This is a genomic window from Flavobacterium sp. T12S277, assembly GCF_048514875.1.
In the GTDB taxonomy this organism is placed as follows: Bacteria; Bacteroidota; Bacteroidia; order Flavobacteriales; family Flavobacteriaceae; genus Flavobacterium.
The window spans coordinates 68,628-94,451 of record NZ_JBLYEG010000005.1 but is presented as its reverse complement, the minus strand read 5'-3'; the positions used below and the strand labels follow the sequence as shown (position 1 = coordinate 94,451).

The window sequence follows — 25,824 nt, the reverse complement described above, 5'->3', positions numbered from 1 at the left end:
TCTTTTTAGTCTCTCTTCTTTATCACACAAAGGCTATTAAATAAAAAGTCTCGTTTAGAAATAAATTCCAAACGAGACTTTTTTATATGCTAAGATGAAGGTTATTTCACTTCATAAACATTATTTGCCGCTTTTACATCCGCCATTAATCCGCTTGGATCAATTGTGATTTTTTTGATGGCTGTTTTGTTTTTGTCTATTGTAAAACTATAGTTGGATTGTGCCCAAGCCCAGTCGTCTAAAACCGTTCTTTTTACATTCGGATTTGGATTTGGCTTAATGAAGTTCATCATTCTTAACGGAATGTAGAAGCTCTCAGAAGTACCATCTGTATATTCAACTGTTAAATCAATCGGCATTGGCATTCTTCCGATTCTTTCTAAAGTGATATTAGTTTTTCCTGCGTTATCGGCTACATCTTTAATCCCATAATCGATCGTATTGGTTGTTCCTGTCCAGTCAATTAAATACCAATCCAATTCTGCTCCTGAAACTCTCTCTGCCGATCTTTTGATGTCATTTGGAGTCGGGTGCTTGAATTTAAAATCGTTAAAATATCTTTTCAAAGTAGCGTCTACATTGTCTTTTCCAATTACATATTCTAATTGAGAAAGAAAAAGGCTTCCTTTTACATAAGAGGAAATGCTGTACGGACGGTTTTCGTCATAACGGTCTCCATGAGTAGTTTGTGGCTGTTCTTTACCCGAATTTACCAAACTGTAATACGATTTGTAATTTCCAACAAAAGGATTTACTTCTTTTTTATCGCCTTTCAGTTCGTTCAAAGCACTGTCTTCAATGTACGTTGTAAAACCTTCATCCATCCAAGGGTGCTTGGATTCGTTTGAAGCTAAGATATGCTGAAACCAGGAATGTCCAAGTTCATGAGTTGCTGTTCCTAAAATTCCTTCAAGAGTTCCGTTTCCAAGCATCAAAGTACACATTGCATACTCCATTCCACCGTCGCCACCCTGAATAAAAGAGTATTGTTTGTACGGATATGCTCCAACTCTGTGGTTGTAATAATCCATTACTTTAACCATTAAAGGCTCTAATTGTTTCCAATTTGCGGTTGTTTTTGGATTGTTTTTGTAGAAGAAATGCAAATCAACATCATTTGGTCCTTTTACAATATCGTGTGTGTATTCTTTGTCAGCTGCCCAGGTAAAGTCGTGAACATTTGGTGCAATAAAATGCCATGTCAATGTTTTTGTTTTCTTTGGGTAAGTAACAGTTACACCCGCATCTTCATAACCATGACCAATTTGATTTTTGTCTTGTAAATATCCTGAACCACCAATAGTGTAGTCTTTGTCGATTGTAATTTTCACATCAAAATTACCCCAAACTCCGTGAAATTCTCTCGCGATGTACGGATCTGCATGCCAGCCTTCGAAATCAAATTCGGCTAATTTTGGGTACCATTGTGACATTGACAATTCTACTCCTTCTGAATTGTTACGTCCTGTACGACGAACCTGAACCGGAACTTGTCCGTCAAAATCTAAGGTAAATGTCGTTTTAGAATTTGGTAAAATTGGTTTCGCCAAAGTCACTTCTAGAATAGTTCCGGAAACTCTTGTTTGTGCTGAAACTCCATCTTGTTTAAAATCTGAAATTTTTAAATAGCCAATTTCATTTGGTTTTAAAGTTTCGATTCGGCTTTGTTTGGTTTCTTTTCCATCCGTACCTTTCACTTTAGCCACCATTCTTCCATCGGGATCTTTTATGGTATGCAAACGCGCATCCATTTCACTTCCCGGTTGAAATGCATTTAAGAACAAATGATAAAAAACTTTTCTCAACGTATCAGGAGAGTTGTTGGTGTACACCAACTCTTGTTTCCCTTTGTATTGATAATTTTTTACATCCATGGATACTTCCATTTTGTAATCCACATGCTGTTGCCAATAAGGTGCACTTTGTGCAAATGCTGAGTTTAAACCCAAACTCAAAAAAGATAATAGTATAATTTTTCGCATTGTTATTTCAATCAAAATGGAAGAGCTCACACTCTTCCATTAAATTAATATTTGGTTTTCGTTATTTTTTTGACATTTTTTCGGCCATCAATAAAGCATTATAGGCGTTGACCATTTTAGCAGTTCTTGAAGACTCTGCTGAAGAAACAGCCACCGGTTTTGCTTCCGGATTTGGGTTTGTACCTAAAACTACCTTTGATGGAAGTGCAACTCCTGAATCCATTAAAATTTGTTTTACCTGAGCTGCTTTTAATTTTGGATAATACGAACGAATCAATGCAGCAACTCCTGCGGCATTTGGAGACGCCATTGAAGTTCCTTGCAGGTATTTGTATTTGTTGTTTGGCACCGTTGCATAAATTTCTTCACCCGGAGCAAAAACATCTACATTGATTTTTCCAAAGTTTGAAAATCCTGCCACAACAGTTTCTCCGTATTCTTTATTAAGCGCTCCGATTGTAATCAGGTTATTCGCAAATTCTTTGACGTTGTCTTCTGAATCATTCGGATAGTTGATGTTTTTTGTTTCATCAATATTATAACCATCGTTTCCGGCTGCATGCACGATTAAAACATCTTTTTTGGCCGCATATTTTATCGCATCATAAACCCATTTTTTATGAGGAGAAAAGCTTTTTCCAAAACTTCCGTTGATTACTTTTGCTCCATTGTCTACAGCATAACGAATCGCTAAAGCAATATCTTTGTCGTACTCATCTCCATCCGGAACAGCTCTTACGGTCAGAATTTCTACATTGTTAGTAACTCCGTCTCCTCCCAAAGCATTTCCACGAATTTGTGCAATAATTCCGGCTACGTGCGTTCCGTGAAGTGCTTCCTCTTTATCCGGTCCAAAAACAATATTATTTCCATAATTTGTGTTTTTAATATCCTCAGGATTATCGCCTACGATTTTTCTACCGTCGTATTCTTTGTTTAAGTTGTAGTTTAACTGATCGTAAACCTGTTTACTATATTCTTTTAACTCTGTATCAGGATCAAAAGTTGGCCCGGCATTTGTCAAAACCTGAGTCATGATATCTCTGCTCTGAGACACTCTTGAATCTGTAGAAGTTATGGTACTTAAGTCTTCTAATTTATAGGTCGTTTTATTGAGTTCTTTTTGTATTGTTTTATGAACTTCAAGTAAAAAATCGGCTTGTTGTTTATCCTGTAAGGCATCTTCGTATTTTTTAGTATACTGCGCCAAAGCCTCTTTGTATTCGGCAGATCCATCATCTCCTTTTTTAACAACACGTGTCAGTTCGAGATTTTCATGAACAGCGTCTCCAAGAAAATTCCACCCGTGAATATCATCCACAAATCCGTTTTTGTCATCGTCGATTCCATTACCTGGTATTTCTTTAGGATTGGTCCAGATCATCCCTTTTAGATCTTCATGTTCGATATCAACACCCGAATCTACAATTCCGACGATCACTTTTTGTCCTGTTTTACCTTGCAATAATTCAGCGTAAGCCCTATCGACACTCATTCCCGGGATCGAATCTTTGATTAGATCAAGATGGCTCCATCTTTTTAATTCATTTTCGCTAACAGGGGCTTTTTTAACAACGGCTAAAGGAGCTTTAATAAATTCTTTTGTTGCCGATGTTTGCGCTTGCATGGTGGTGCTGCAACCTGCTAAAACGATTAATGCAAAAGCAGATAATTTGAGGGATTTTATAGGTCTCATGTATCTAAATAAATATTGTAAAGTTAAATATGCGCCTAAATTATGATTTTTTGTTACATAAAACTAACGATTAACACTGTCTTATGATTTTTGCCTTAACATTTAAGAAACCTTAAGAGCCTTGTAATCCCTTCCGTATCAAAAATTCTGATCTCATTAACCTCTTTTAAAAAACGACTAATTGATTCTCTGGCTTTTAAACTTTAAAGATAAGTTGCTGAATACGTGTTCCCGTAAGGAAATACCATTTGTATTTTGTACACTTGTTCGACCTAATCCTAACTCTAATCTATGAGAACAAAACTACTTTTGTTGCTGTTGTTAGCAAACTTTTCTATTTATGCTCAATATACCGCAATCCCGGACATTAACTTTGAAAAAAAGCTAATCGCTTCAGGGATTGACTCCGGTGCTACGGATGGACAAGTACTTACTTCAAAAATCTCAAATCTAACTTCTTTGAATGTAACCTCAAGTGATATTTCTGATTTAACCGGAATTCAGGATTTTGTCTCTTTAACGGATTTGTCTTGTTATTCTAATAAACTGAGTAGTCTGGATGTTTCCAAAAATACGCTTCTGGCTGCTTTGTACTGTAATAACAATAATTTAACGACACTCGACGTTACAAAAAACAGGAATCTTATTACTTTAAACTGTCGATCGAATCAACTGACAAACCTGGACGTTTCCAACAATGCGGAGCTTGTCAATCTATCCTGCGATGTAAATAAGTTAACCGGATTGAATGTTTCGCTAAATTTAAAACTACGAAGTTTAAACCTAAGACAAAATCAACTAACAGTTTTGGATCTGACTAAAAACACTAAACTAGAATCCCTTTATTGTCAGGAAAACAAACTTAGTAGTATCAATACCTCCCGAAACACAAGTTTAGCCCGTTTAGATTGTTCACAAAATAGTCTTACCAGCCTGAATGTAACCCAAAATATATCTCTAATAGATTTAATTTGCTATTCCAATCGATTGACAACGCTTGATTTATCTAAAAACAGAGTTCTAACCCGATTAAATTGCAGTTTCAACGAATTAACCTCTATAAACTTAAAAAACGGTGGTAATAATTACATCAACGGTTATAATTTAGATTTTACGTACAATTCTAAATTATCCTGTATTCAGGTAGATAATGCCACTTTTTCAAACAAAAACTGGCCAACCCTTACTAAAACAGGTGGTTTATATTCTGAAGTAAGCTGCGCTGGTATCACTAGGATTCCGGATGAAAAATTTGAAGACAAATTAATCAGTCTGGGTATTGATACTGATGGTAAAAATGGATTCGTTTCAACTGCAAATATTAGCAATATAACGACACTTGACCTTTCAAACAGTTTAATTACTGATTTATCCGGAATTGAATACTTTGCCAAATTACAAGCTCTAAATTGCAGTTCAAACCAGATAAAATCTATTGATATTTCTAAAAATCCGCTTATCAATTCTTTGCGATGTGAGAACAATGCGCTTTATTACTTAAATTTAAAAAACGGAAATAACAGTGCTTTTGTAAGCAACGATATTCTCTTTACCAACAATCCGAATTTAACTTGTATTGAGGTAGATGACGTTTTCTATTCCACTAACAACTGGAGCTCAAAAAAAGACGCAGCAGCCGTTTTTAATAATAGTTGCGGATCGTACACGCTTATCCCCGATCCTCTTTTTGAAAATAAGTTAATTGCATTAGGCATTGACGATGACGGTATGAACGGAAAAGTTCAAACATCAAGAATTTCGGCTGTCAAAACCCTAAATGTTGCCTCTAGTGATATCACCGATTTAACAGGGATAGAGGGTTTCACTTCCTTAACTCAATTGGTTTGTTACTCTAATCAATTAACCCATCTGAATGTTAGTGAGAATTTAGCCTTAAATGAATTATACTGCGACTCTAACCAGTTGACCAATCTGGATGTTACTAAAAATGTAAACCTGACCACCTTGTATACCGGCAATAACCCTTTAGTGAGCCTGGATGTAACTAAAAATGTCAAATTGATTTATTTATCCTGCGACTCCACGACCAATAGCCCTAATAGATTAACAGCTCTGGACGTTACTCAAAACCTTGATTTGACTTATTTAGATTGCAGGTACAATCAATTAACAAGTCTGGATGTATCTCAGAACCTTGCGTTGACTAAATTAGATTGTAATGGTAATTTATTAAAAACGCTTGATGTCACTAAAAATACTAAACTGACGGGTTTATGGTGCCAAAACAATCAATTTTCGGAACTGGATATTACTAAAAATTTAGAGCTGACTTCTTTGCGTGTTAGTTCAAATCCTTTAAAAACTATCGATATCACGAAACATGTTAAACTAACAGAATTGTATACTATTTCAAATCAATTGACAAGTTTGGATGTTTCTAAAAATACGCTCCTTACTCAATTGTTCTGCGGATCTAATGATTTGACTACTCTCGATCTTTCTAAAAATACTGCTCTTTTAGATTTACGATGTGAATCAAATAAACTGACCTCTCTGAATGTTTCTAAAAACATTGCGCTTTACAATATCGACTGTAATTTTAATAAACTAACCAGTCTTGATGTTTCTAAAAACACAGCACTTACTGCTCTATCCTGTAAATCGAATCAATTAACCGATTTCAACTTAAAGAACGGAAAAAACACTTCATTATCAAGCTATATCGATTTTACAAACAACCCTAATTTAACATGCATACAAGTAGACAATGTTGCGTATTCGAATACAAACTGGGGAAGTAAAAAAGATGCTACCGCCAATTATTTGACCGTCTGCGATCCTTATTACACTGCTATTCCTGATCTTAATTTTGAGAAGAAATTAATCGCTTTGGGTATTGATTCCGGTATTGCTGATGGAAAAGTTTTAACATCAAAGATTAAGACTGTAATTTCTCTAGACGTTTCATCGAGCTCCATACAGGATTTAACCGGGATTCAAAGCTTTAGTGCTTTGAAAACACTGGACTGTAGTCGAAATTACATGACAAGTTTAGATGTCTCCAAAAATACTTTATTAACCAGTCTGAATTGTAGTTCAAAACAGCTGTTAAGTTTAGACGTAACCCAAAATACTTTACTAACCAGCTTGCGCTGTAGTGGTCTTGATGGAAATTCGAACACCCGCGGAGAGGGAAAATTAACTAGTTTGGATGTCTCCAAAAACACATTATTAACTACGTTAGATTGCAGCAGCAATCAGATCACCAGTTTAGATCTTTCTAAAAACACAGCTTTAACTATTTTATGGTGTAGTTCTAACCGATTATCAGCATTAAATAGTACCGCCAATATCGAGCTAGTTTCTATGTTTTGTGGCGCAAACGACATTAGTACATTAGATGTTTCTAAAAATGTTATGTTAAAAAACTTCGATTGTGGTTTTAATAAATTAGCGGTTATAGACGTCTCCAAAAACAGCAATTTAGCACAATTCCAATGTAATTCAAACTTTTTAACCACATTAGATGTTTCTAAAAATAGTAATTTGAACTACTTCTCTTGCAGCTCAAATCGATTAAAAGACTTAGATCTTTCTAAAAATCCGGCCCTGATTTCATTTTTCTGCGATTGGAATGATTTGTCTTCTTTGAATTTGAAAAACGGAAAAAACACCTTGTTAAACAGTTCTATTTTAACACTTGTTAAAAATCCAAATCTTAATTGTATTGAGGTAGACGACGTAACTTATGCCAACGCAAATTGGGCTAAGGCTAAAGATGCAACTGCCCGTTTTTCATTGTCATGTTCCTCCTCTGATTTGTATATGCTTATCCCTGATGTGAATTTTGAGAACAAACTGATTTCGCTGGGTATTGATTCCGGCGTTGCTGATGGAATGGTTTTAACTTCAAACATCAACACCGTAACTTCTTTGAATGTTTCCTATAGCTCTATCACCGATTTAACCGGAATTCAGGGTTTCAAAGCTTTGACCAAGTTAGAATGTTATGGTAATTATCAGTTAAAAACACTAGACGTTTCAGAAAACATAGCCTTAACTCATTTAGACAGTAACAACAATTATCTGGTAGCGAAATTAGATGTATCAAAAAATACAGCTTTGACCTATTTAAATTGTTATTCTAACGGGCTACAAACGCTAGATGTTTCAAAAAATAAAGCCTTGGTAACACTACAATGTGCTTCCAATCAGATCGCAATTTTAGATGTTACACAAAATACTTTGTTAACTAAATTAGATTGTGGTTATAATAAAATAGCTCTTTTAGATGTCTCAAAGAATACAGAATTGAAGTCGTTGACTTGTACTTCAAACCAATTGTCTAATTTAGACATTAGTAAAAACACCGCTTTAAATGAGTTATGGTCTGGAAATAACCTTTTTACAACTTTAGACGTCTCTAAAAATACCGCTCTAACCAGTTTAATTTGCAATACCAACAAACTGACAAATATAGATGTCTCTAAAAATTTAGCCTTGACACGATTTCTTGTTTACGGAAATCAATTAACGAGCATTGACGTGTCCTCCAATACTAATCTGGAGACTTTTGACTGTACTTTTAATACGATAACGGCTTTAGATGTTTCTAAAAACCTAAAATTAAATTATTTGTATTGTGCCAATAATAAGCTAACCAAACTGGATGTTTCTAAAAATACCAAATTAGGTTTGCTGGATTGCAATAATAATCAACTGACAACACTGGATGTTTCCTTAAATCCAAACCTTCGTACGTTTAAATGTGCGTCTAATAAACTTATCTATTTAAATGTAAAGAATGGAAACAATACTCTTTTAGTGCCCTACAACCCAAATCCGGGTGTTATTGTTTACAATGTAGATTTTAGAAACAATCCAAATTTAACGTGTATTCAGGTCGATAATGCTGGGTATTCCAACGCGAACTGGTCCACTCAAAAAGATGCCACAGCTACTTACAACACAAGTTGTACGGCAGAATTTGCCTTGATTCCAAATCAAAACTTTGAACAAAGATTAATTGATTTAGGAATTGATACCGACGGACTAAACGGTAAAATCACCATTGCAGATGTAACAGCTATTACCTCTTTGGATCTCTCTAATAGCAACATTACCGATTTGTCTGGTATCGAAAACTTTACTTCGTTAGTACATTTAAACTGTGAAAACAATCAATTAACGTCTTTAGACCTTAGCAAAAATGTGGCTTTAGAAACACTAAATGCCGCTTTTAATCAAATCACCACTCTTGATCTCACTAAAAACAGAAATCTAAAAGTTATCTATGTTGCAAACAATCCGTTAATTTCCCTAAACCTTCAAAATGGTAATAACAGGAATTTTATCGTAGCATCCGAAACTGGCAAAAACGCAGCAAATGCGATAACGACCTCTTTTCTTGGTCTGGACAAATTGAGCTGTATCAAAGTAGATGATCCTGATTATTCTAATGCAAACTGGTCTAAAATTAAAGAACCAACAGCTATTTATTCGGCAACTTGCGCTACGCTGGGTATTGAGGAAACTGCTCTTAAAAATGTAATTTTATATCCAAACCCAACGAAAGGTGAAGTAAACATTACCAATATTACTTTAGAGAAAGCAACTGTTTACAACGCATTAGGACAATTGGTGAAATCATTCACCCTAAACCCGGCTGATACCAATAACACCATTAATTTATCTGATTTGCCAAAAGGAGTTTACTACCTGTATTTAATTAATCAGGAAGCAGCTTCGGCGAAAAAAATTGTGGTAGAGTAATCCCATTTAATTAAAGCAAAAATCCCATTTTCGTTTGAACGAAAATGGGATTTTTTTTATGCCTTTTTTATGTTAACCATTTAAATTCTGCAGATTACGTCTTCCCGTAAGGAAATATCAGTTTCATTTTGTACACTTGCCCGACCTAACTATAAATCTAATCTATGAGAACAAAACTACTCTTCTTACTGTTGTTAGCAAGTTTTTCTATCCATGCACAACAGTACACTTCAATTCCTGATGTGAATTTTGAAAACAAGCTAATAAGTCTGGGCTTTGATTCAGGTGCCCCCGACGGGAAAGTTTTAAAATCCAATGTAGCTGGTATCACTACTTTGTTTGTTGATAACAGCTCCATCACTGACCTTACCGGAATTGAAGATTTTATTAATTTAAAAAGACTAAGTTGTTCCTCTAACAGATTGACACAGTTGAATTTGTCTAAAAATACTCTGTTGGATAATTTAGATTGTTCCAAGAACCTTCTAACCACAATAAATCTATCTAACAACCAGGCACTTACAACCCTTTCTTGTGACGACAATCAACTTACAAGCATCAATACCTCTAATCAACTGATGCTAACCAGTTTAAATTGTGCCAAAAATAAAATCAAGGTTCTCGACTTGTCTTCCAACCTGAATCTGTCCAACTTGACGTGTTATGATAATTTGCTAGAGAATCTTAACCTCGTTAAACATGTTAAACTAACTACCATACAGTGTTCCTTAAATAAACTAACCAGTTTGAATATACAAAACGGAAAGAATTTTTTCCTTATTAATGTAGGCTTCAAATTAAACCCGGATCTAAAATGTATTCAGGTAGATAACGAGGGAGATGCTAATGCGAATTGGTCTAACCAAAAAGATGGAATAGCAAGTTTCAGTACAGATTGTGCCGCTACTACCTTGATTCCGGATATCAATTTCGAAAACAAACTGATCAGCCTGGGTCTTGATTCAGGTAATCCTGACGGAAAAATACCAACGGCAAATGTGGCTTCTGTAACCTCGTTAGAAGTTGAAAGCAGGCTTATTTCTGACTTAACCGGGATTGAAGCCTTTACATCGCTCACCTATTTATCTTGTAAAAGAAATCAATTAACAAAGATCGATTTATCACAGAACAAAAAATTAACCAGACTGGATGTTAGTGAAAATCAACTGACCGAATTAAACCTTACCGCAAATGTTCTTTTACAGAATCTTTATGCGCAGACGAATAAAATTACCAGTTTAAATCTGTCAACAAACACCAATTTGTTATCGGTGAATGTTAACTTTAATCAATTAAGTTCTTTAGAGCTATCGAATAGTAAACTCTTAAAGGAACTAAATGTTGCAGGCAATAAACTAACCAATTTAAACCTTGACAATACTACCGCTTTAACCAAATTATACTGTGGAGAAAATTCTTTAACCAGTTTAAATGTATCAAAAAATACGCTCTTAACCGATTTACTTTGTTACACTAACCAAATTACCACTTTAGATGTTTCCGCAAATACTGAGCTGACTGTTCTAAACGCGTACAACAATAAAATTGCGGCTTTAAACGTTTCTAAAAACTTATTTTTAAAAGAGTTAGACTGTGGAAGCAATCAACTTACAAACCTTGATGTTTCATCAAATAGCATGATCATTTCATTAAGATGTAACAACAATAAGCTGGTCTCTTTAAATCTGAAAAATGGAAATAACGACAGACTTCAAGCTCAAACTTCTAATTTTAAGCAGAATCCTCAGTTAAATTGTATACTGGTTGACAATGTAACTTATGCTAACACAAACTGGAGTCCTACAAAAGATACATCGGCCAGTTATAGTATCGATTGTGCCTATACGCTAATTCCGGATGTCAATTTTGAAAGTAAACTTATTGCACTTGGAATCGATTCAGGTGCTGCCGATGGAAAAGTATTGACTGAGAAGATCAAAACCGTTAAATCGTTAACTATTGAAGCTTCGACAGTTTCTGATTTAACAGGAATAGAGGCTTTTGAGGCTTTAGAGACATTAAGTTGTAATGCCAGTTCATATACGGGTGCCGGAGGAAATGGTAAACTAAAAGCGATAAACGTTTCTAAAAATACTAATTTGACCTCTTTACATCTTTCAGGGAATCAACTTAGCAGTTTAGACATTTCTAAGAATCCGAAATTGACTACTTTGGGTATTAACTATAATAAAATTTCTGTTCTAAGTACCGCTGCGAACCCTGTTCTGGAAAGCTTAAGTATAAGCAATAACCCAATTGCTTCACTTGATCTTTCAACAAATCTGGCCTTAACTTATTTGTATTGTGGATCTACTTCTTTACCAAGTTTAAACATTTCTAAAAATACAAACTTGAAGGAGCTGGACATTCAAAATCTTAAATGGACCACTCTCGATATTTCTAATAATTTGAATTTAGTAGTTCTTAGCTGCATTTCCAATCAACTCACCTCGTTAGACGTTTCAAAACATACCAAATTGCTTTACCTGTATTGCGGTTCTAATCAATTAACTTCATTAGATGTTTCTGCAAATAAAAACTTAGTGTACTTAAGTGCTCCGTCAAATCGTCTAAGCACACTAGACCTAAGCAAAAACACTGCTTTGTCTACTATAATGTGTAATGCAAATCTTGAAATGACAACTTTGAACCTTCAAAACGGTAAAAATAGTCAGATAAGCTCTATCAATTTAAAAAACAATCCAAGTCTAAGCTGTGTACTTGTGGATGATGTTGCTTATGCTAATTCGAAATGGACAACATCTAAAGATGCAAATGTTACTTATTCTTTAACCTGCACAGCTCCGGAATATGTTTTAATTCCAGATGCAGCGTTTGAAAAAGCCTTAATCAGCAATAACGTAGATGGTGTTTTAGATGGAAAAGTTCTAAAATCAAGAGTTGAAAGCACCGAGAATTTATATTTCAACGGAGGATTAGTAACGGATTTAACAGGATTAGAGTATTTTAAAAATTTAAAATCATTAGACTGTTCCGCTACCAACTATTCTACACCTAGTAAACTGACAAAACTAGACATCTCAGCACTTAAAAATCTTACCTACTTAGATTGTTCTTACAATAACATAGCAACACTTGATACTTCAAATAATTTATTTTTAGAGATTTTAAGTGTAACTAAAAATAAAATTTCTAAAGTTGACCTTTCAAAAAATACAGCTTTAAAATCTTTAGACATTAGACAAAATCCTCTAGTCGAACTAAATGTCACCAAAAACACGGCATTGGTTACCCTTAGCGGTTCAGAAACCGGTATCAAAACCTTAGACGTTTCGAACAATACTAACCTTCAATATTTAGGTGTAGAACGCAACGATCTAAAAATACTGGATCTTTCTAAAAACACAAAACTAGGGTCATTATATTGTGAATTTAACGATCTTAGAACTTTGGATGTCTCTAAAAACACTTTATTAACGGCTGTATCTTGTGCCTATAATTCGAATTTAACCTATTTGAATTTAAAAAACGGGAACAATAAAAACTTCTCAACCAATACCTTTGCTTATGCCGGTTTTGTCAATACAAAATTAACCTGCATTGAGGTTGATGATGTTGCGTATTCTAATGCAAACTGGGCAAAATTTAAAGATGCAACTGCCAGTTATTCAAACTCATGTCCGGTTGTAGCAGCATATACTGCAATTCCTGATTCCAATTTTGAAGATAAACTAATAGCGCTACAAATTGATCAGGACGGTAAAAACGGAAAAGTTTTAACGGCCAGTATTATTAATGTTACCTCTTTAAATGTATCGAACAGTAATATTAAAGACTTAACCGGAATTAAGGACTTTAATTCTTTGACTTCCTTAAATTGTTCTAAAAACCAACTGAGCGAGTTACCGGTTTATTATAATACTTTACTAACTAATGTAAATTGTAGTTCTAACAACATTCAGACTTTAGATGTTTCCAGAAACACGCTGCTGCTTACTCTAAGTGCAAGTTTTAATAAAATTACAAATCTGGATGTTTCTAAAAATAAAAGTTTAAAAGAGTTTGATTGTGCAGGCAATAATCTTTATAGTTTAAATGTAAAGAATGGAAACAATGCCAACATGCAACGTATGATTTTTGGAAACTTCACCGAAAATCCAAATTTACTTTGCATTCAGGTTGATGATGCGGCATTCTCTACGGAGAAATGGTTTGCAAAAGATTCACAAGCCAGTTATTCTACCGGAATATGTCCTGAAAATGTTCAGTATACGTTAATTCCGGATAGTAACTTTGAAAAAGTTTTAATCAAAAAAGGTATTGATAAAGATGGTGAAAACGGAAAAATTGCAACTTCCAGCATTAAAAATCTCCAGGAATTAGATGTAACTGATTCCACTTATAAAATTACAGATCTAAAAGGGATCGAAGATTTTACAGCATTAGAAAAACTAACCTGTTATAACGGAGCAATTACTAAAATAGATCTTTCTAACAATCTTAAATTAAAGTATATCGACTTACGTGAAAATAAAATCAGCAGTTTAGACCTTTCTAAAAACACTGCTATAGAATCTGTAACTTTCGGTTTCAACAATTTAACAGCAATAGATCTGTCAGCCAATAAAGCTTTAAAAACGCTTCGTCTTAATAACAATCAAATTACAACTATTGATGTGTCTCAAAATCTTGCTTTAGAGGATTTAGAAGTGGGTTCCAATCAGCTTACAAACATTGATGTGGCTGCCAATTTAGCATTAAAAAAACTCGCTATCTATGGAAACAAAATAGCAGTAGTAAATACCTTTAAAAATGCAGAGTTGACAACTTTAAGTGCTTTTTCAACGGAATTAAAAGCGGTAGATGTTTCTAAAAATAAAGCATTAACTTATTTGAATGTTAAAAAATGTCAATTAACCACTCTTGACGTTTCAAATAATACTTTATTAACTGGTCTGGAAGTAAGTGAAAACAAAATTGGAGCAATAGATGTGTCGCAGAATCCGCTATTAACCACTTTAACGGTTAACTCTAACCAATTGACAAGTTTGAATCTTAAAAATGGTAAAAACACTTTACTAAACAACAATTATGTCTCTTTTTCATCAAATCCAAAACTGTATTGTATTATGGTTGATGATATAAATTATGCCAAGACGAATTGGCCGTATAGCAAAGATGCCTTTGCAACTTATAATACGGAATGTACCGGAGAATTGAGTTTGCCTGCCAACAATTTTACCATTGAAACGAAAAGTGAATCTTGTCTTGGTGAAAATAACGGAGAAATAAGCATTACTGGGAAAGCAACATTTGCTTATACTGCAACTATAAATGACAAGTCTTATACTTTTGCCAACAACAGCTTAAAAGTTACGGCTCTGGCTCCAGGAAGCTACAAGATTAAAATTACGATTCCGGATGTTATTTTCGAGCAAAACTTTACGGTTACCATTGCAAAAGGGGGTACTGTTTCCGGAAAATCCAGCGTAACGGCTAAAACGGTTGCTGTTGAAATTACACAAGGAACAGCTCCATTTACAGTATTTGTTAACGGAACAGAGCAATTTCAAACCAATGATGCCGCTTTTTCTGTAGATGTTACTAAAAATGCCTTGGTAGAGGTAGCGACTGCAAAAGCTTGCGAAGGTGTTTTTGCTAAAACAGTATCGGTTTCAGATTTCGAGTCACAAACTTTATCGGCTTATCCAAACCCGACTTCAGGAAGTTTTGAAATAGAGATTCCAAGTGCTAAAAATGAAGTTAAAATAGAATTATACAACTTCTCGGGTCAATTGGTTTCGACTAAAACGTACACGATTGAAAACGGAAAAGCGCTATTAAATCTTGATAATCAACCGTCAGGAATTTATGCTGCCAAAATCTATTTAGAGACTCCGGAATACATTAAAATTATAAAAAAATAAAGATGAAGAAGTTTATATCCCTCACCATCATTGGTCTTTTATTTGCTGCTTGCGGCAGCGATGATTCAGGATCTCCGGAAGCAGCTAATGAGGCACCAACTGTACCTGCATTAAAACTTCCGGCTGATAACAAATTATGTGTCGATAATACCGTTTCTTTTCAATGGGATCTTTCTACCGATTCAAATAAAGATGCCATAACCTATCAGATTCAGGTAGCAAAAGAAAATACGTTTGCACAAATTGCAAAATCATCAGAAGTAACTACTAATACTACTTCAATCGCATTGGAAAAAAACACTGCCTATTATTGGAGAGTTAAAGCCACCGACAGTAAAGGATTGGCAAGCACTTATTCCGCTACTTTTAAACTTTACACCAGTGGTGATGCAGTTGTAAATCATTTGCCTTTTTCTCCGGAATTAATACAGCCTGTTATAAACTCCGTTTTAAACACAACAACGGCTATTTTAAAATGGAGTGCCACAGATGTTGACAGTAATGATGTTCTTACTTATGATGTGTATTTTGGAACGACGAACCCACCAACTGCAAAAGTTGCCGAAAATACAAATTCAACTTCATTTGATGTAACACTTACCACTTCAAAAGAATATTTCTGGAAAGTTGTTGTAAAAGACAATAAAGGAGGAGAAACAATCGGTCAGATTTGGAAATTCAAAACCAATTAAAATCTTAATAATTACAATTAGTTAAACCAAAAAATCCTGTTTTCGATATACTGAAAACAGGATTTTTTATGCCTCATAAAAACCTCAAAAATTTAATTAAACCTACTACGTCTTTCCGTAAAGAAATGCCGACAAAAAAGCATATACTTGTAGCAACTAACCACTTGTCTATGAAAACAAAACTACTTGTATGGCTACTACTAGCAAATTTTTCTATTTATGCGCAACAATACACTGCGATTCCAGATGTTAATTTTGAAAACAAGTTAATTGCATTAGGAATTGACTCCGGAACTGCCGATGGAAAAGTATTAACTGCCAATATTATAAAAGTTAAAATTTTAGACCTTGCCGCCACAATAATTTATGACTTAACAGGGCTTGAAGATTTTTCTAACTTAGAAACCTTGTATTGCTCGGGAACTTCCGACCCTAATGGAGGAGTAACAGGTAAATTGACAAAATTAAACGTTACTAAAAACACAAAGCTAATTACATTATACTGCTCCGGAAATCAGCTAACAGACTTAGACGTATCCCAAAATTTAGCCTTAAAATTGCTCTATTGTCCTTATAATAAACTGACAACAATTGATATCACTAAAAATTTATCATTAGAGAAATTTTTTATTGCAGGAAATATTCTAACAACTATAGATTTTACCAAAAACCTTTCATTAATTCAATTAAATGTGAGCTCAAATCAAATTTCAAATATTGATTTAACCGCTAATAAAGCTCTGGAAACACTTACTATTAATCAAAATAAAATAACAGATCTTGACGTATCTCAAAATTTAAAACTTACTTATTTGTCCGTCTCCGGAAACAATTTATCAAAAAGTCCTGATCTAACCAAAAACAAAGCTCTTGAGTCTTTCACTGCAGCAAACAGTCAATTAACAACGATAGATCTTTCTCAAAATAAAGCTTTGCGTAGTCTGGACCTTCGTCAAAATAAGTTCGAAACATTAGACGTTTCCAATAATCCGGGACTAACTACTTTATATTTACAAGAGAATCTATTGACAAGTTTAAATCTCACTAACAATACATCCTTACTTAGCAATCAAATCTCTTTCACATCAAATCCAAAATTAACTTGTATTCAGGTTAGTGATGTTGCAGCTGCAAATACAAATTGGTCAACCAAAAAAGACCCAACTACATCTTTTTCCTCAACCCCTTGTATCTCTCCTGGATCTTACACCTTAATTCCGGATATTAATTTTGAGAAAAAACTAATTGCATTAGGAATCGACTCGGGAGCTCCAGACGGAAAAGTTCTAACTTCAAAAATTTCCAGTATCACAGAAATAGATCTTTACTATAGTAATATTAGCGACTTAACCGGAATTCAGGATTTTAAATCTTTAACGTCATTAAGCTGTATTTCTAATAAACTAACTAGTCTTGACATCTCTCAAAACACAGCATTAGTCTCGTTAGCTGCCGGCTATAACAAACTAACCACACTAAACACTTCCAAAAACATTGCTTTACGATACGTATCGCTGCCTTATAATGAAATAACAAATCTCGATGTTTCTAAAAATGTTAATTTAGGAATTCTAAGTGTTCATTCAAACAAATTAACCAATATCGATGTTTCAAACAATAAAGACTTATTCTCTTTATCATGTCCTTCAAACCAATTAACAAATTTAGACCTTTCCAAAAATTCATCTTTAGAAAATCTAATCTGTTCGGAAAATAAGCTATTAACTTCTGTGAATTTAAAGAATGGAAACAACCGTTATATGCAAATTGCTTCTTATACTATCAATTTTACGGAAAACCCACTACTTAGCTGTATCATAGTCGATGATCCGCTTTACTCTAATAAGAATTGGGGAAGTTTCAAAGATGCTTCCGCATCCTACTCCACTATAGACTGTTCTCAAATTACGGCGATTCCCGATCCCGCTTTTGAAGACAAATTGATTGCATTAAACATTGATACAGATGGTAAAAACGGAACGGTTTTAAACAGTAGTATTGAAAATAGAACTTCTTTAGATGTTTCTTCAAGCGTTATAACAAGCTTAACTGGAATCAAAGGTTTTAAAAATCTGAGCACTTTAAACTGTTCTAACAATCTTTTGAATCTTTTAGATCTTTCTAAAAATACCGCATTGAGGAGTTTAAATTGCAGTAATAATAAATTATCCGATCTAAATTTGAAAAATGGGCATAATACAAGTTTTGACCTTACTTCCAATTTCAAGAACAATCTAAATTTAAACTGCATTCAGGTTGATGACGATGTTTATGCCAATACTAATTGGGCCACTCTCAAAGATGCGATTGCAAACTATAATGTAGACTGTACCAGATACACCTTAATTCCAGACTCTAATTTTGAAGATAAATTAATTGCTTTAGAAATTGACAAAGACGGTAAAAATGGTAAAGTTGCAACCGCAAGTGTAAGCAAGGTTACCTCTTTAGATATTTCTAATTCTAGCATTAGTGACATTTCGGGAATAGAAGATTTCATTGCATTAACTTCTTTAAATTGCGGGTACAACACAATAAGCAGTATAAATGTCAAGAATAACGAAGCATTACTTGGTTTAAATTTGTTTGAAAATAAGTTAACCAGTTTAGACGTTACCAAAAATAAAAAGTTACGTGATTTAACTTTTAGCAAAAACCAAGTCTCAACAATTGATTTATCTCAAAATAAGGATCTTCATTTTTTAACCTGTGATAGAAATCTGCTAAATGATCTGGATTTAACTTCAAATACTCGACTAAGATCTCTCTATTGTGGTAATGAGAATTTAACATCATTAGATGTCTCTAACCAACCCGACTTAGAATGGCTAAACTGCACCGATACCAAGATCTCGAAATTAGATGTTTCTTATAATACCAAATTGGAAAATTTATATTTCAATGATGCTCAATTAACCACCTTAGATTTAACCAACAACCCTTTGCTAAAAAGAATAAACCTGAGCAGGAATAAACTAACATCTTTAGATTTATCACACAATCCTCTTTTAGAATTGGTTTTCTTAGAATTTAACCCATTAACCACATTGAATGTTAAAAATGGTAATAACAAAAATTTTATATTACCCTCTCAAACCGGAAAAAATGCCGCTACCGCCATATACACCAGCTTCTTAGAAAACAAAACACTAAGCTGTATACAAGTGGATGATGCCGATTATTCAAATGCCAACTGGGCAAACATTAAAGAAAAAAGCGCCACTTATTCTAACACTTGTAAAACATTAGGTATTGATACCAACAATTTTGAAAAAGTAACAATCTATCCAAACCCAACAAAAGGCGAAGTAAACATTCAAAATGCAAGTTTAGAAAAAGCAAATGTTTATAACAGTTTAGGGCAACTAGTAAAATCATTTACCTTAAATTCAAGTGACACCACTAATACCATAAATTTACAAGGTTTACCAAAAGGAGTTTATTATGTATACTTAATCAATCAGGATGCTGCTTCGGCTAAAAAAATAATCCTAGAATAAACAATACAATTTAGTTCAACTAAAAAATCCCATCTTCAATTTGAAATGGGATTTTTTTATATTTAAGTCTCTTCTAAAGAATTTCTTCGCAAGTAAAAACCTCCTTCAATCGAACTCCTTTTTCGGTATGTTCTACTGTTATGATTTGATTGTGTGCGTCATGTTCTAAAAACAAATAGTAATTGTTGTCTGCAGCAGCATTCAAAAATTTTGATTTTTCGGGCATCGTCAGTAATGGTCGCGTATCATACCCCATTACGTAGGGCAACGGGATATGCCCTGCCGTAGCTAATAAATCGGCACAAAAAACAATCGTTTTATCCTGATACTTAATATGTGGAATCATTTGTTTTTCGGTATGACCGTCTACATAATAAATTCCAAAATTCAATTCTTCAGAAAAGCCAAAATCGCTTTCAGGGCGCTTAATAAAATTCAGCTGTCCGCTTTCCTGCATGGGTAAAATATTCTCTGAAAGAAAAGAAGCTTTTTCACGCGCATTGGGTTTTGTTGCCCACTCCCAATGATTCTCGTTGCTCCAGTATCTGGCATTTTTAAAAGCCGGCTCGTACCCTGTTTTATCTGAATTCCATTGCACACTCCCACCACAATGATCAAAATGCAAATGTGTCATAAAAACGTCGGTAATATCATCTCTGTGAAAACCATATTTCGCCAAAGATTTATCGATGGAATGTGATCCCCAAAGTGAATAATAGCCAAAAAACTTCTCCGACTGTTTGTCTCCCATTCCGGTATCAATCAAAATCAGACGATTTCCATCTTCAATAAGCAGGCAGCGTGCCGCAATATCAATTAAATTATTGGCATCGGCCGGGTTGGTTTTGTTCCAGATGGTTTTCGGAACAACGCCAAACATGGCACCTCCGTCTAATTTAAAATTTCCGGATTCTATAGGGTAAAGTTTCATGAGGATATATTTCTAATAGGAAAACAAAGCTAGCAAATACAATTCCCTTATGCTAAATATTTTTGTTTAAAAAAATCAAACCTTCATATAATAAATGGAATTTGAATGCTTCTTATCCCTTTTTTATGAGTCAGAAATAACACCTCTCTTCTTTAAAATAACTAATATCTATTTTAACATTTGTTATAATAATGTGAACCGTTATGGAAAAAGGTTTTTAAGTCGTATCTTTGCAGATAATTTCATTTCAACATTGAAAGACAGCACTTTAAAATGTAATAATTGGATTACCGTTTTGAATGCCCCTTGAAGTGAAAGCACAAACAAATACTATAAACAATGATAAAAGTTTCTGATACAGCTAAAAAGAAAATCATCGACTTAATGAAAGATGATGGTTTTGATGCCGCTAGCGACTACGTAAGAGTAGGCGTGAAAAGTGGCGGATGCTCTGGTTTGTCATATGATTTAAAATTTGACAAAACGAAAGGCGACGACGATAAAATATTTGTAGACAACGACATAACAATTGCAGTTGAAAAAAAATCATTCCTGTATTTAGCCGGAACAATCCTTGAATTTTCAGGAGGATTGAACGGAAAAGGATTTGTATTCAATAATCCAAATGCAAGCAGAACTTGTGGTTGCGGAGAGTCTTTTTCGCTATAAATTAAAAGAATCTAACAAAAGCAAAAATTTAAACACTTAAGAAAAACCCTTTTCTTAAGTGTTTTAAAAAACTAAAAAATGTCAAAATACACAGAAGACGATTTAAAAATCGAACTCGAAACTAAAGAATACGAATACGGATTTTATACTGATATTGAATCGGAGACCTTTCCTATTGGCTTAAACGAAGACATCGTAAAAGCTATTTCTCTTAAAAAAGAAGAACCTCAATGGATGACTGACTGGCGCATTGAAGCTTTTCGTGCCTGGAAAGAAATGATCGAGCCGGAATGGGCTAACGTACATTATGAGAAACCTGATTTTCAGGCTATCTCCTATTATTCAGCACCCAAACAAGTAGATCCAAACAAAACTTTGGATGATGTAGATCCTGAACTTTTAGAAATGTACAAAAAGTTAGGAATCTCTGTGGACGAACAAAAAATGATGAACAATGTCGCTATGGACATTGTAGTCGATTCTGTTTCTGTAGCCACTACTTTCAAAAAGACACTTGCTGAAAAAGGAATCATTTTTTGTCCGATTTCAGAAGCTATAAAGGAACACCCTGAATTAGTAAAGAAGTACTTAGGAACTGTTGTCCCTCAAAAAGACAACTTCTACGCAGCATTAAACTCAGCCGTTTTCTCTGACGGAAGTTTCTGCTACATCCCAAAAGGCGTTCGTTGCCCAATGGAACTTTCAACTTATTTCAGAATCAACCAGGCAGGAACAGGTCAGTTCGAAAGAACTTTGGTTATTGCCGACGCAGGAAGTTACGTATCTTACCTGGAAGGCTGTACTGCTCCAAGTCGTGACGAAAACCAATTGCACGCTGCGGTGGTTGAATTAATCGCTTTGGATGACGCTGAAATTAAATATTCTACCGTTCAGAACTGGTTCCCTGGAAACAAAGAAGGAAAAGGTGGAGTTTACAACTTCGTTACCAAAAGAGGTTTGTGCGAAACAAACGCTAAAATTTCATGGACACAGGTGGAAACAGGTTCTGCTGTAACCTGGAAATACCCTTCTTGTGTATTAAAAGGAGACAACTCGGTTGGAGAATTTTACTCTATTGCCGTTACCAATAATTACCAACAAGCCGATACAGGAACTAAAATGATCCATTTAGGAAAAAACACTAAATCGACTATTATTTCTAAAGGTATCTCGGCTGGTAAATCACAAAACAGTTACCGTGGATTAGTTCAGATTAGTCCGAGAGCAGAAAATGCCAGAAACTTTTCGCAATGTGATTCTCTTTTAATGGGGAACAATTGTGGAGCGCATACTTTCCCATATATCGAAAGTAAAAATCCATCTGCTAAAATAGAGCACGAAGCAACTACAAGTAAAATTGGAGAAGATCAGGTTTTTTATTGCAACCAGAGAGGTATCCCGACTGAAAAAGCGATTGCCTTAATTGTAAACGGTTTCAGTAAAGATGTCTTGAACAAATTGCCAATGGAATTTGCTGTTGAAGCTCAAAAATTATTAGAAATTTCTCTAGAAGGATCTGTAGGTTAATCACGAAATGGAAGGCAAAAAAGTAATCATTTTAGGTTCATCCAGAAAAAATGGGAATACGACCCGAATTGCGGATGAAATTTCTAAAGAAACCGGAATAGAAGTAATTGATCTGAGTGATTATAATATTTCCTATTATGATTACGAAAGCAAGAACAGAGAAGATGATTTTTTTCCTTTAATAAAAAGGATCATCGAAAAATACGACACTTTAATTTTTGCAACACCCATATATTGGTATAATATGAGTGGAATCATGAAGGTATTCTTTGATCGCTTTTCGGATTTAATTCGAATTGAAAAAGAAACCGGAAGAAAACTCAGAGGAAAGAAAATTGGTGTGATTTCCAATTCACACGATAATGAAATTGAAGATAGTTTTTACATTCCGTTCAAAAAATCAGCCGATTATCTGGGCATGGAATATTTAGGACACGCGCATTTTAATGCCAACATCCTAAACCAAACAACAAAAATAGAATTGACATTTATATAAAATAAAAAAAACAATGTTATCAATAAAAAACCTTCACGCCTCAATTGGTGATAAAGAAATCCTTAAAGGAATTAATATAGAAGTAAAAGCTGGCGAAGTACACGCTATCATGGGACCAAACGGTTCCGGAAAAAGTACACTTTCGGCTGTAATTGCCGGAAACGAAAACTATGAAGTTACTGATGGAGAAGTTTTCCTTGATGGAGAAGATCTTGCCGATCTTGCTCCTGAAGAAAGAGCGCACAAAGGAGTTTTCCTTTCTTTTCAATATCCTGTAGAAATTCCCGGAGTTAGTGTAACCAACTTCATGAAAACTGCAATCAACGAAACTCGTAAAGCAAACGGTCAGGAAGAAATGCCTGCTAATGAAATGCTAAAAGTAATTCGTGAGAAATCGGAGTTGTTAGAAATCGATCGTAAATTTTTATCCCGTTCGCTAAACGAAGGTTTTTCAGGAGGAGAGAAAAAAAGAAATGAGATTTTTCAAATGGCAATGTTAGAGCCAAAATTAGCTATCCTTGACGAAACCGATTCTGGTCTTGATATCGATGCGCTTAGAATTGTGGCTAACGGAGTTAACAAATTGAAAAGCGAGAAAAATGCCATTATCGTAATCACACACTACCAACGTTTGTTAGATTATATCGTTCCGGATTTCGTTCACGTTCTTTACAACGGAAGAATCGTAAAATCAGGAGGAAAAGAACTAGCTTACGAATTGGAAGAAAAAGGATACGACTGGATTAAAGCAGAAAACTAAATTTTCGTTTCAGGTTTCATGTTTTTTTAGTTTCAAGTTAAACTACATTTTTGTAAGTTTAAACTTAATTAATTAAAAACAGAAATATGGCAACGATTAATAGATTTGAGGATTTAGAAATTTGGAAAGAAGCCAGACGATTAGCAAAAGAAATTCATCTTATTGCAACTGAAACAGACTTAAAATCAGATCTCAGGTTTAAAAACCAAATAAAAAGTTCTTCCGGCTCAGTAATGGATAACATCGCTGAAGGTTTTGAAAGAGATGGAAATTTAGAATTTCGACAATTTTTATCCATTGCAAAAGGATCTGCTGGAGAAACAAGATCTCAATTATACCGGGTTTTTGATTTTGAATATATTTCAAAACAAAAATTTGAAGCTTTAAAAAAAGATTACGAAAATTTAAGTGGCAAAATAAAAAACTTTATCACTTATCTCAATAAAAAAGATTTCAAAGGAAATAAGTTTCAATAAAAAACAGAAACTTTAAACCTGAAACAAAAAAACGGATTTCAAAGAAATAAGTTCCAATAGTCAACCTGAAACTTGAAACCTGAAACCCAAAGGAAACAAAAGAACAATGGATTTAAAAGAAAAATTAGTATCGTCTTTTATGGCTTTTGAAGAGCGTGTCGATGTACATTCAGATTTGCATGACATTCGCACCAAAGCACTAAAAAACTTTGAAAATAAAGGTTTCCCAACCAAAAAAGAAGAAGCTTGGAAATACACATCGCTAAATGCCATCTTAAAAAATGACTTTACGGTTTTTCCTAAGGAAGAGAATGCAATCGAGTTTAATCAGGTAAAAAAATACTTTTTACATGAAATCGACACTTATAAATTAGTGTTTATCGATGGCGTATTCAGTTCCCATTTGTCTTCAACTACACATGACGGAATCGATGTTTGTTTGATGTCATCGGCATTGACCAAACCAAAATATAAAATGATCATTGATACTTACTTCAATCAGATTGCAAGTAAAGAGGAAAGTCTGACTTCACTGAACACCGCATTTGCAAGTGAAGGAGCTTTTATCAATATCCCAAAAAAGAAAGTAGCCGATAAACCTATCGAAATCATGTATTTCTCGACGGGTAATGAAGCTGCGTTAATGGTTCAGCCGAGAAACCTTATTATTGTGGGTGAAAATTCACATGTTCAAATTATCGAGCGTCACCAGAGTTTGAATGAAAACCCGGTTTTAACGAATTCAGTTACCGAGATTTTTGCTCAAAAACGTGCTATTGTGGATTATTATAAAATTCAAAATGATAATAGCGAAGCAAACTTAGTAGACAACACTTACGTTTCTCAACAACAGGAAAGTCATGCTTATGTTCATACCTTTTCATTTGGAGGAAACCTAACGCGTAACAACTTAAACTTTTACCATTTTGGAGAAAGACTAACAAGTACGCTTAACGGAATTTCTATTTTGAATGACAAACAACATGTTGACCATTATACCTTGGTAAACCACGCACAGCCAAACTGTGAGAGTTTCCAGGATTATAAAGGAATTTTCTCTGACCGCTCAACAGGAGTTTTCAATGGAAAAGTTTTGGTGGAAAAAGAAGCTCAAAAAACAAATGCTTTCCAAAAAAGCAACAACATTTTATTGAGCGACAAAGCAACCATTAATGCCAAACCACAATTAGAAATTTTTGCTGACGACGTTAAATGTTCTCACGGTTGTACTGTTGGACAATTAGACGAAACTGCAATGTTCTACATGCAATCACGTGGAATCCCGAAAAAAGAAGCTAAAGCTTTATTGATGTACGCCTTCTCAAATGCCGTAATCGAAAGCATTAAAATACCAGAATTAAAACAACGAATCACTAAAATCATCGCTACAAAATTAGGTGTGAATTTAGGATTTGATTTGTAAAAAATACTCTGAATACCATATCCAAACCCGACAGGTTTTAAAAACCTGTCG

13 protein-coding genes are annotated in these 25,824 nt (G+C 34.3%); 10 read left to right on the top strand and 3 right to left on the bottom strand.

Annotated elements, in window-relative coordinates; genetic code table 11:
- Window positions 1-101: 101 nt before the first annotated feature.
- Complete coding sequence (locus ACN1CN_RS09610; RefSeq protein ID WP_419135476.1) at window positions 102-1,982, bottom strand: M1 family metallopeptidase; 1,881 nt, start codon at window positions 1,980-1,982, stop codon at window positions 102-104.
- A gap of 61 nt (window positions 1,983-2,043) precedes the next feature.
- Complete coding sequence (locus ACN1CN_RS09605; protein ID WP_419135475.1) at window positions 2,044-3,678, bottom strand: S8 family peptidase; 1,635 nt, start codon at window positions 3,676-3,678, stop codon at window positions 2,044-2,046.
- A gap of 291 nt (window positions 3,679-3,969) precedes the next feature.
- On the opposite strand from ACN1CN_RS09605, the gene ACN1CN_RS09600 reads away from it, so the two are divergent.
- From ACN1CN_RS09600 to ACN1CN_RS09585, 4 genes are all read left to right on the top strand, one after another.
- Window positions 3,970-9,411, top strand: coding sequence for a leucine-rich repeat domain-containing protein (locus ACN1CN_RS09600; RefSeq protein WP_419135474.1), 5,442 nt, complete (start codon window positions 3,970-3,972; stop codon window positions 9,409-9,411).
- A gap of 164 nt (window positions 9,412-9,575) precedes the next feature.
- Window positions 9,576-15,299 carry a T9SS type A sorting domain-containing protein gene (locus tag ACN1CN_RS09595; RefSeq protein WP_419135473.1) on the top strand — a complete coding sequence of 1,908 codons (5,724 nt, stop codon included), beginning with the start codon at window positions 9,576-9,578 and terminating at the stop codon, window positions 15,297-15,299.
- Between the two features lie 2 nt (window positions 15,300-15,301).
- The gene (locus ACN1CN_RS09590; protein WP_419135472.1) at window positions 15,302-15,991 is read left to right on the top strand and encodes a hypothetical protein; all 690 of its coding nucleotides are present in this window, start codon (window positions 15,302-15,304) and stop codon (window positions 15,989-15,991) included.
- Window positions 15,992-16,161: 170 nt separating this feature from the next.
- The gene (locus ACN1CN_RS09585) at window positions 16,162-19,491 is read left to right on the top strand and encodes a T9SS type A sorting domain-containing protein (RefSeq protein ID WP_419135471.1); all 3,330 of its coding nucleotides are present in this window, start codon (window positions 16,162-16,164) and stop codon (window positions 19,489-19,491) included.
- 73 nt (window positions 19,492-19,564) lie between these two features.
- Here ACN1CN_RS09585 and ACN1CN_RS09580 read toward each other — a convergent pair whose 3' ends face one another.
- Entirely contained in the window at window positions 19,565-20,422 is an 858-nt protein-coding gene (locus ACN1CN_RS09580) for an MBL fold metallo-hydrolase (RefSeq protein WP_419135470.1), read from the bottom strand.
- Between the two features lie 339 nt (window positions 20,423-20,761).
- Between ACN1CN_RS09580 and ACN1CN_RS09575 the strand changes: the two genes are divergently transcribed.
- The 6 genes from ACN1CN_RS09575 (at window position 20,762) to sufD (ending at window position 25,773) form a co-directional block, all read left to right on the top strand.
- Complete coding sequence (locus tag ACN1CN_RS09575; RefSeq protein WP_055097560.1) at window positions 20,762-21,091, top strand: HesB/IscA family protein; 330 nt, start codon at window positions 20,762-20,764, stop codon at window positions 21,089-21,091.
- A gap of 78 nt (window positions 21,092-21,169) precedes the next feature.
- Entirely contained in the window at window positions 21,170-22,618 is a 1,449-nt protein-coding gene (gene sufB / locus ACN1CN_RS09570) for a Fe-S cluster assembly protein SufB (RefSeq protein WP_264525943.1), read from the top strand.
- Between the two features lie 7 nt (window positions 22,619-22,625).
- Entirely contained in the window at window positions 22,626-23,114 is a 489-nt protein-coding gene (locus ACN1CN_RS09565) for a flavodoxin family protein (protein WP_264525942.1), read from the top strand.
- Window positions 23,115-23,127: 13 nt separating this feature from the next.
- The gene (gene sufC / locus ACN1CN_RS09560) at window positions 23,128-23,874 is read left to right on the top strand and encodes a Fe-S cluster assembly ATPase SufC (protein ID WP_017494567.1); all 747 of its coding nucleotides are present in this window, start codon (window positions 23,128-23,130) and stop codon (window positions 23,872-23,874) included.
- Between the two features lie 86 nt (window positions 23,875-23,960).
- Window positions 23,961-24,350 (top strand): four helix bundle protein, encoded by a 390-nt coding sequence (locus ACN1CN_RS09555; protein ID WP_264525941.1) that lies wholly within the window; start codon window positions 23,961-23,963, stop codon window positions 24,348-24,350.
- A gap of 106 nt (window positions 24,351-24,456) precedes the next feature.
- A complete protein-coding gene (gene sufD / locus ACN1CN_RS09550; protein WP_264525940.1) occupies window positions 24,457-25,773 on the top strand; it encodes a Fe-S cluster assembly protein SufD in 1,317 nt (438 codons plus the stop codon).
- Window positions 25,774-25,824 lie beyond the last annotated feature (51 nt).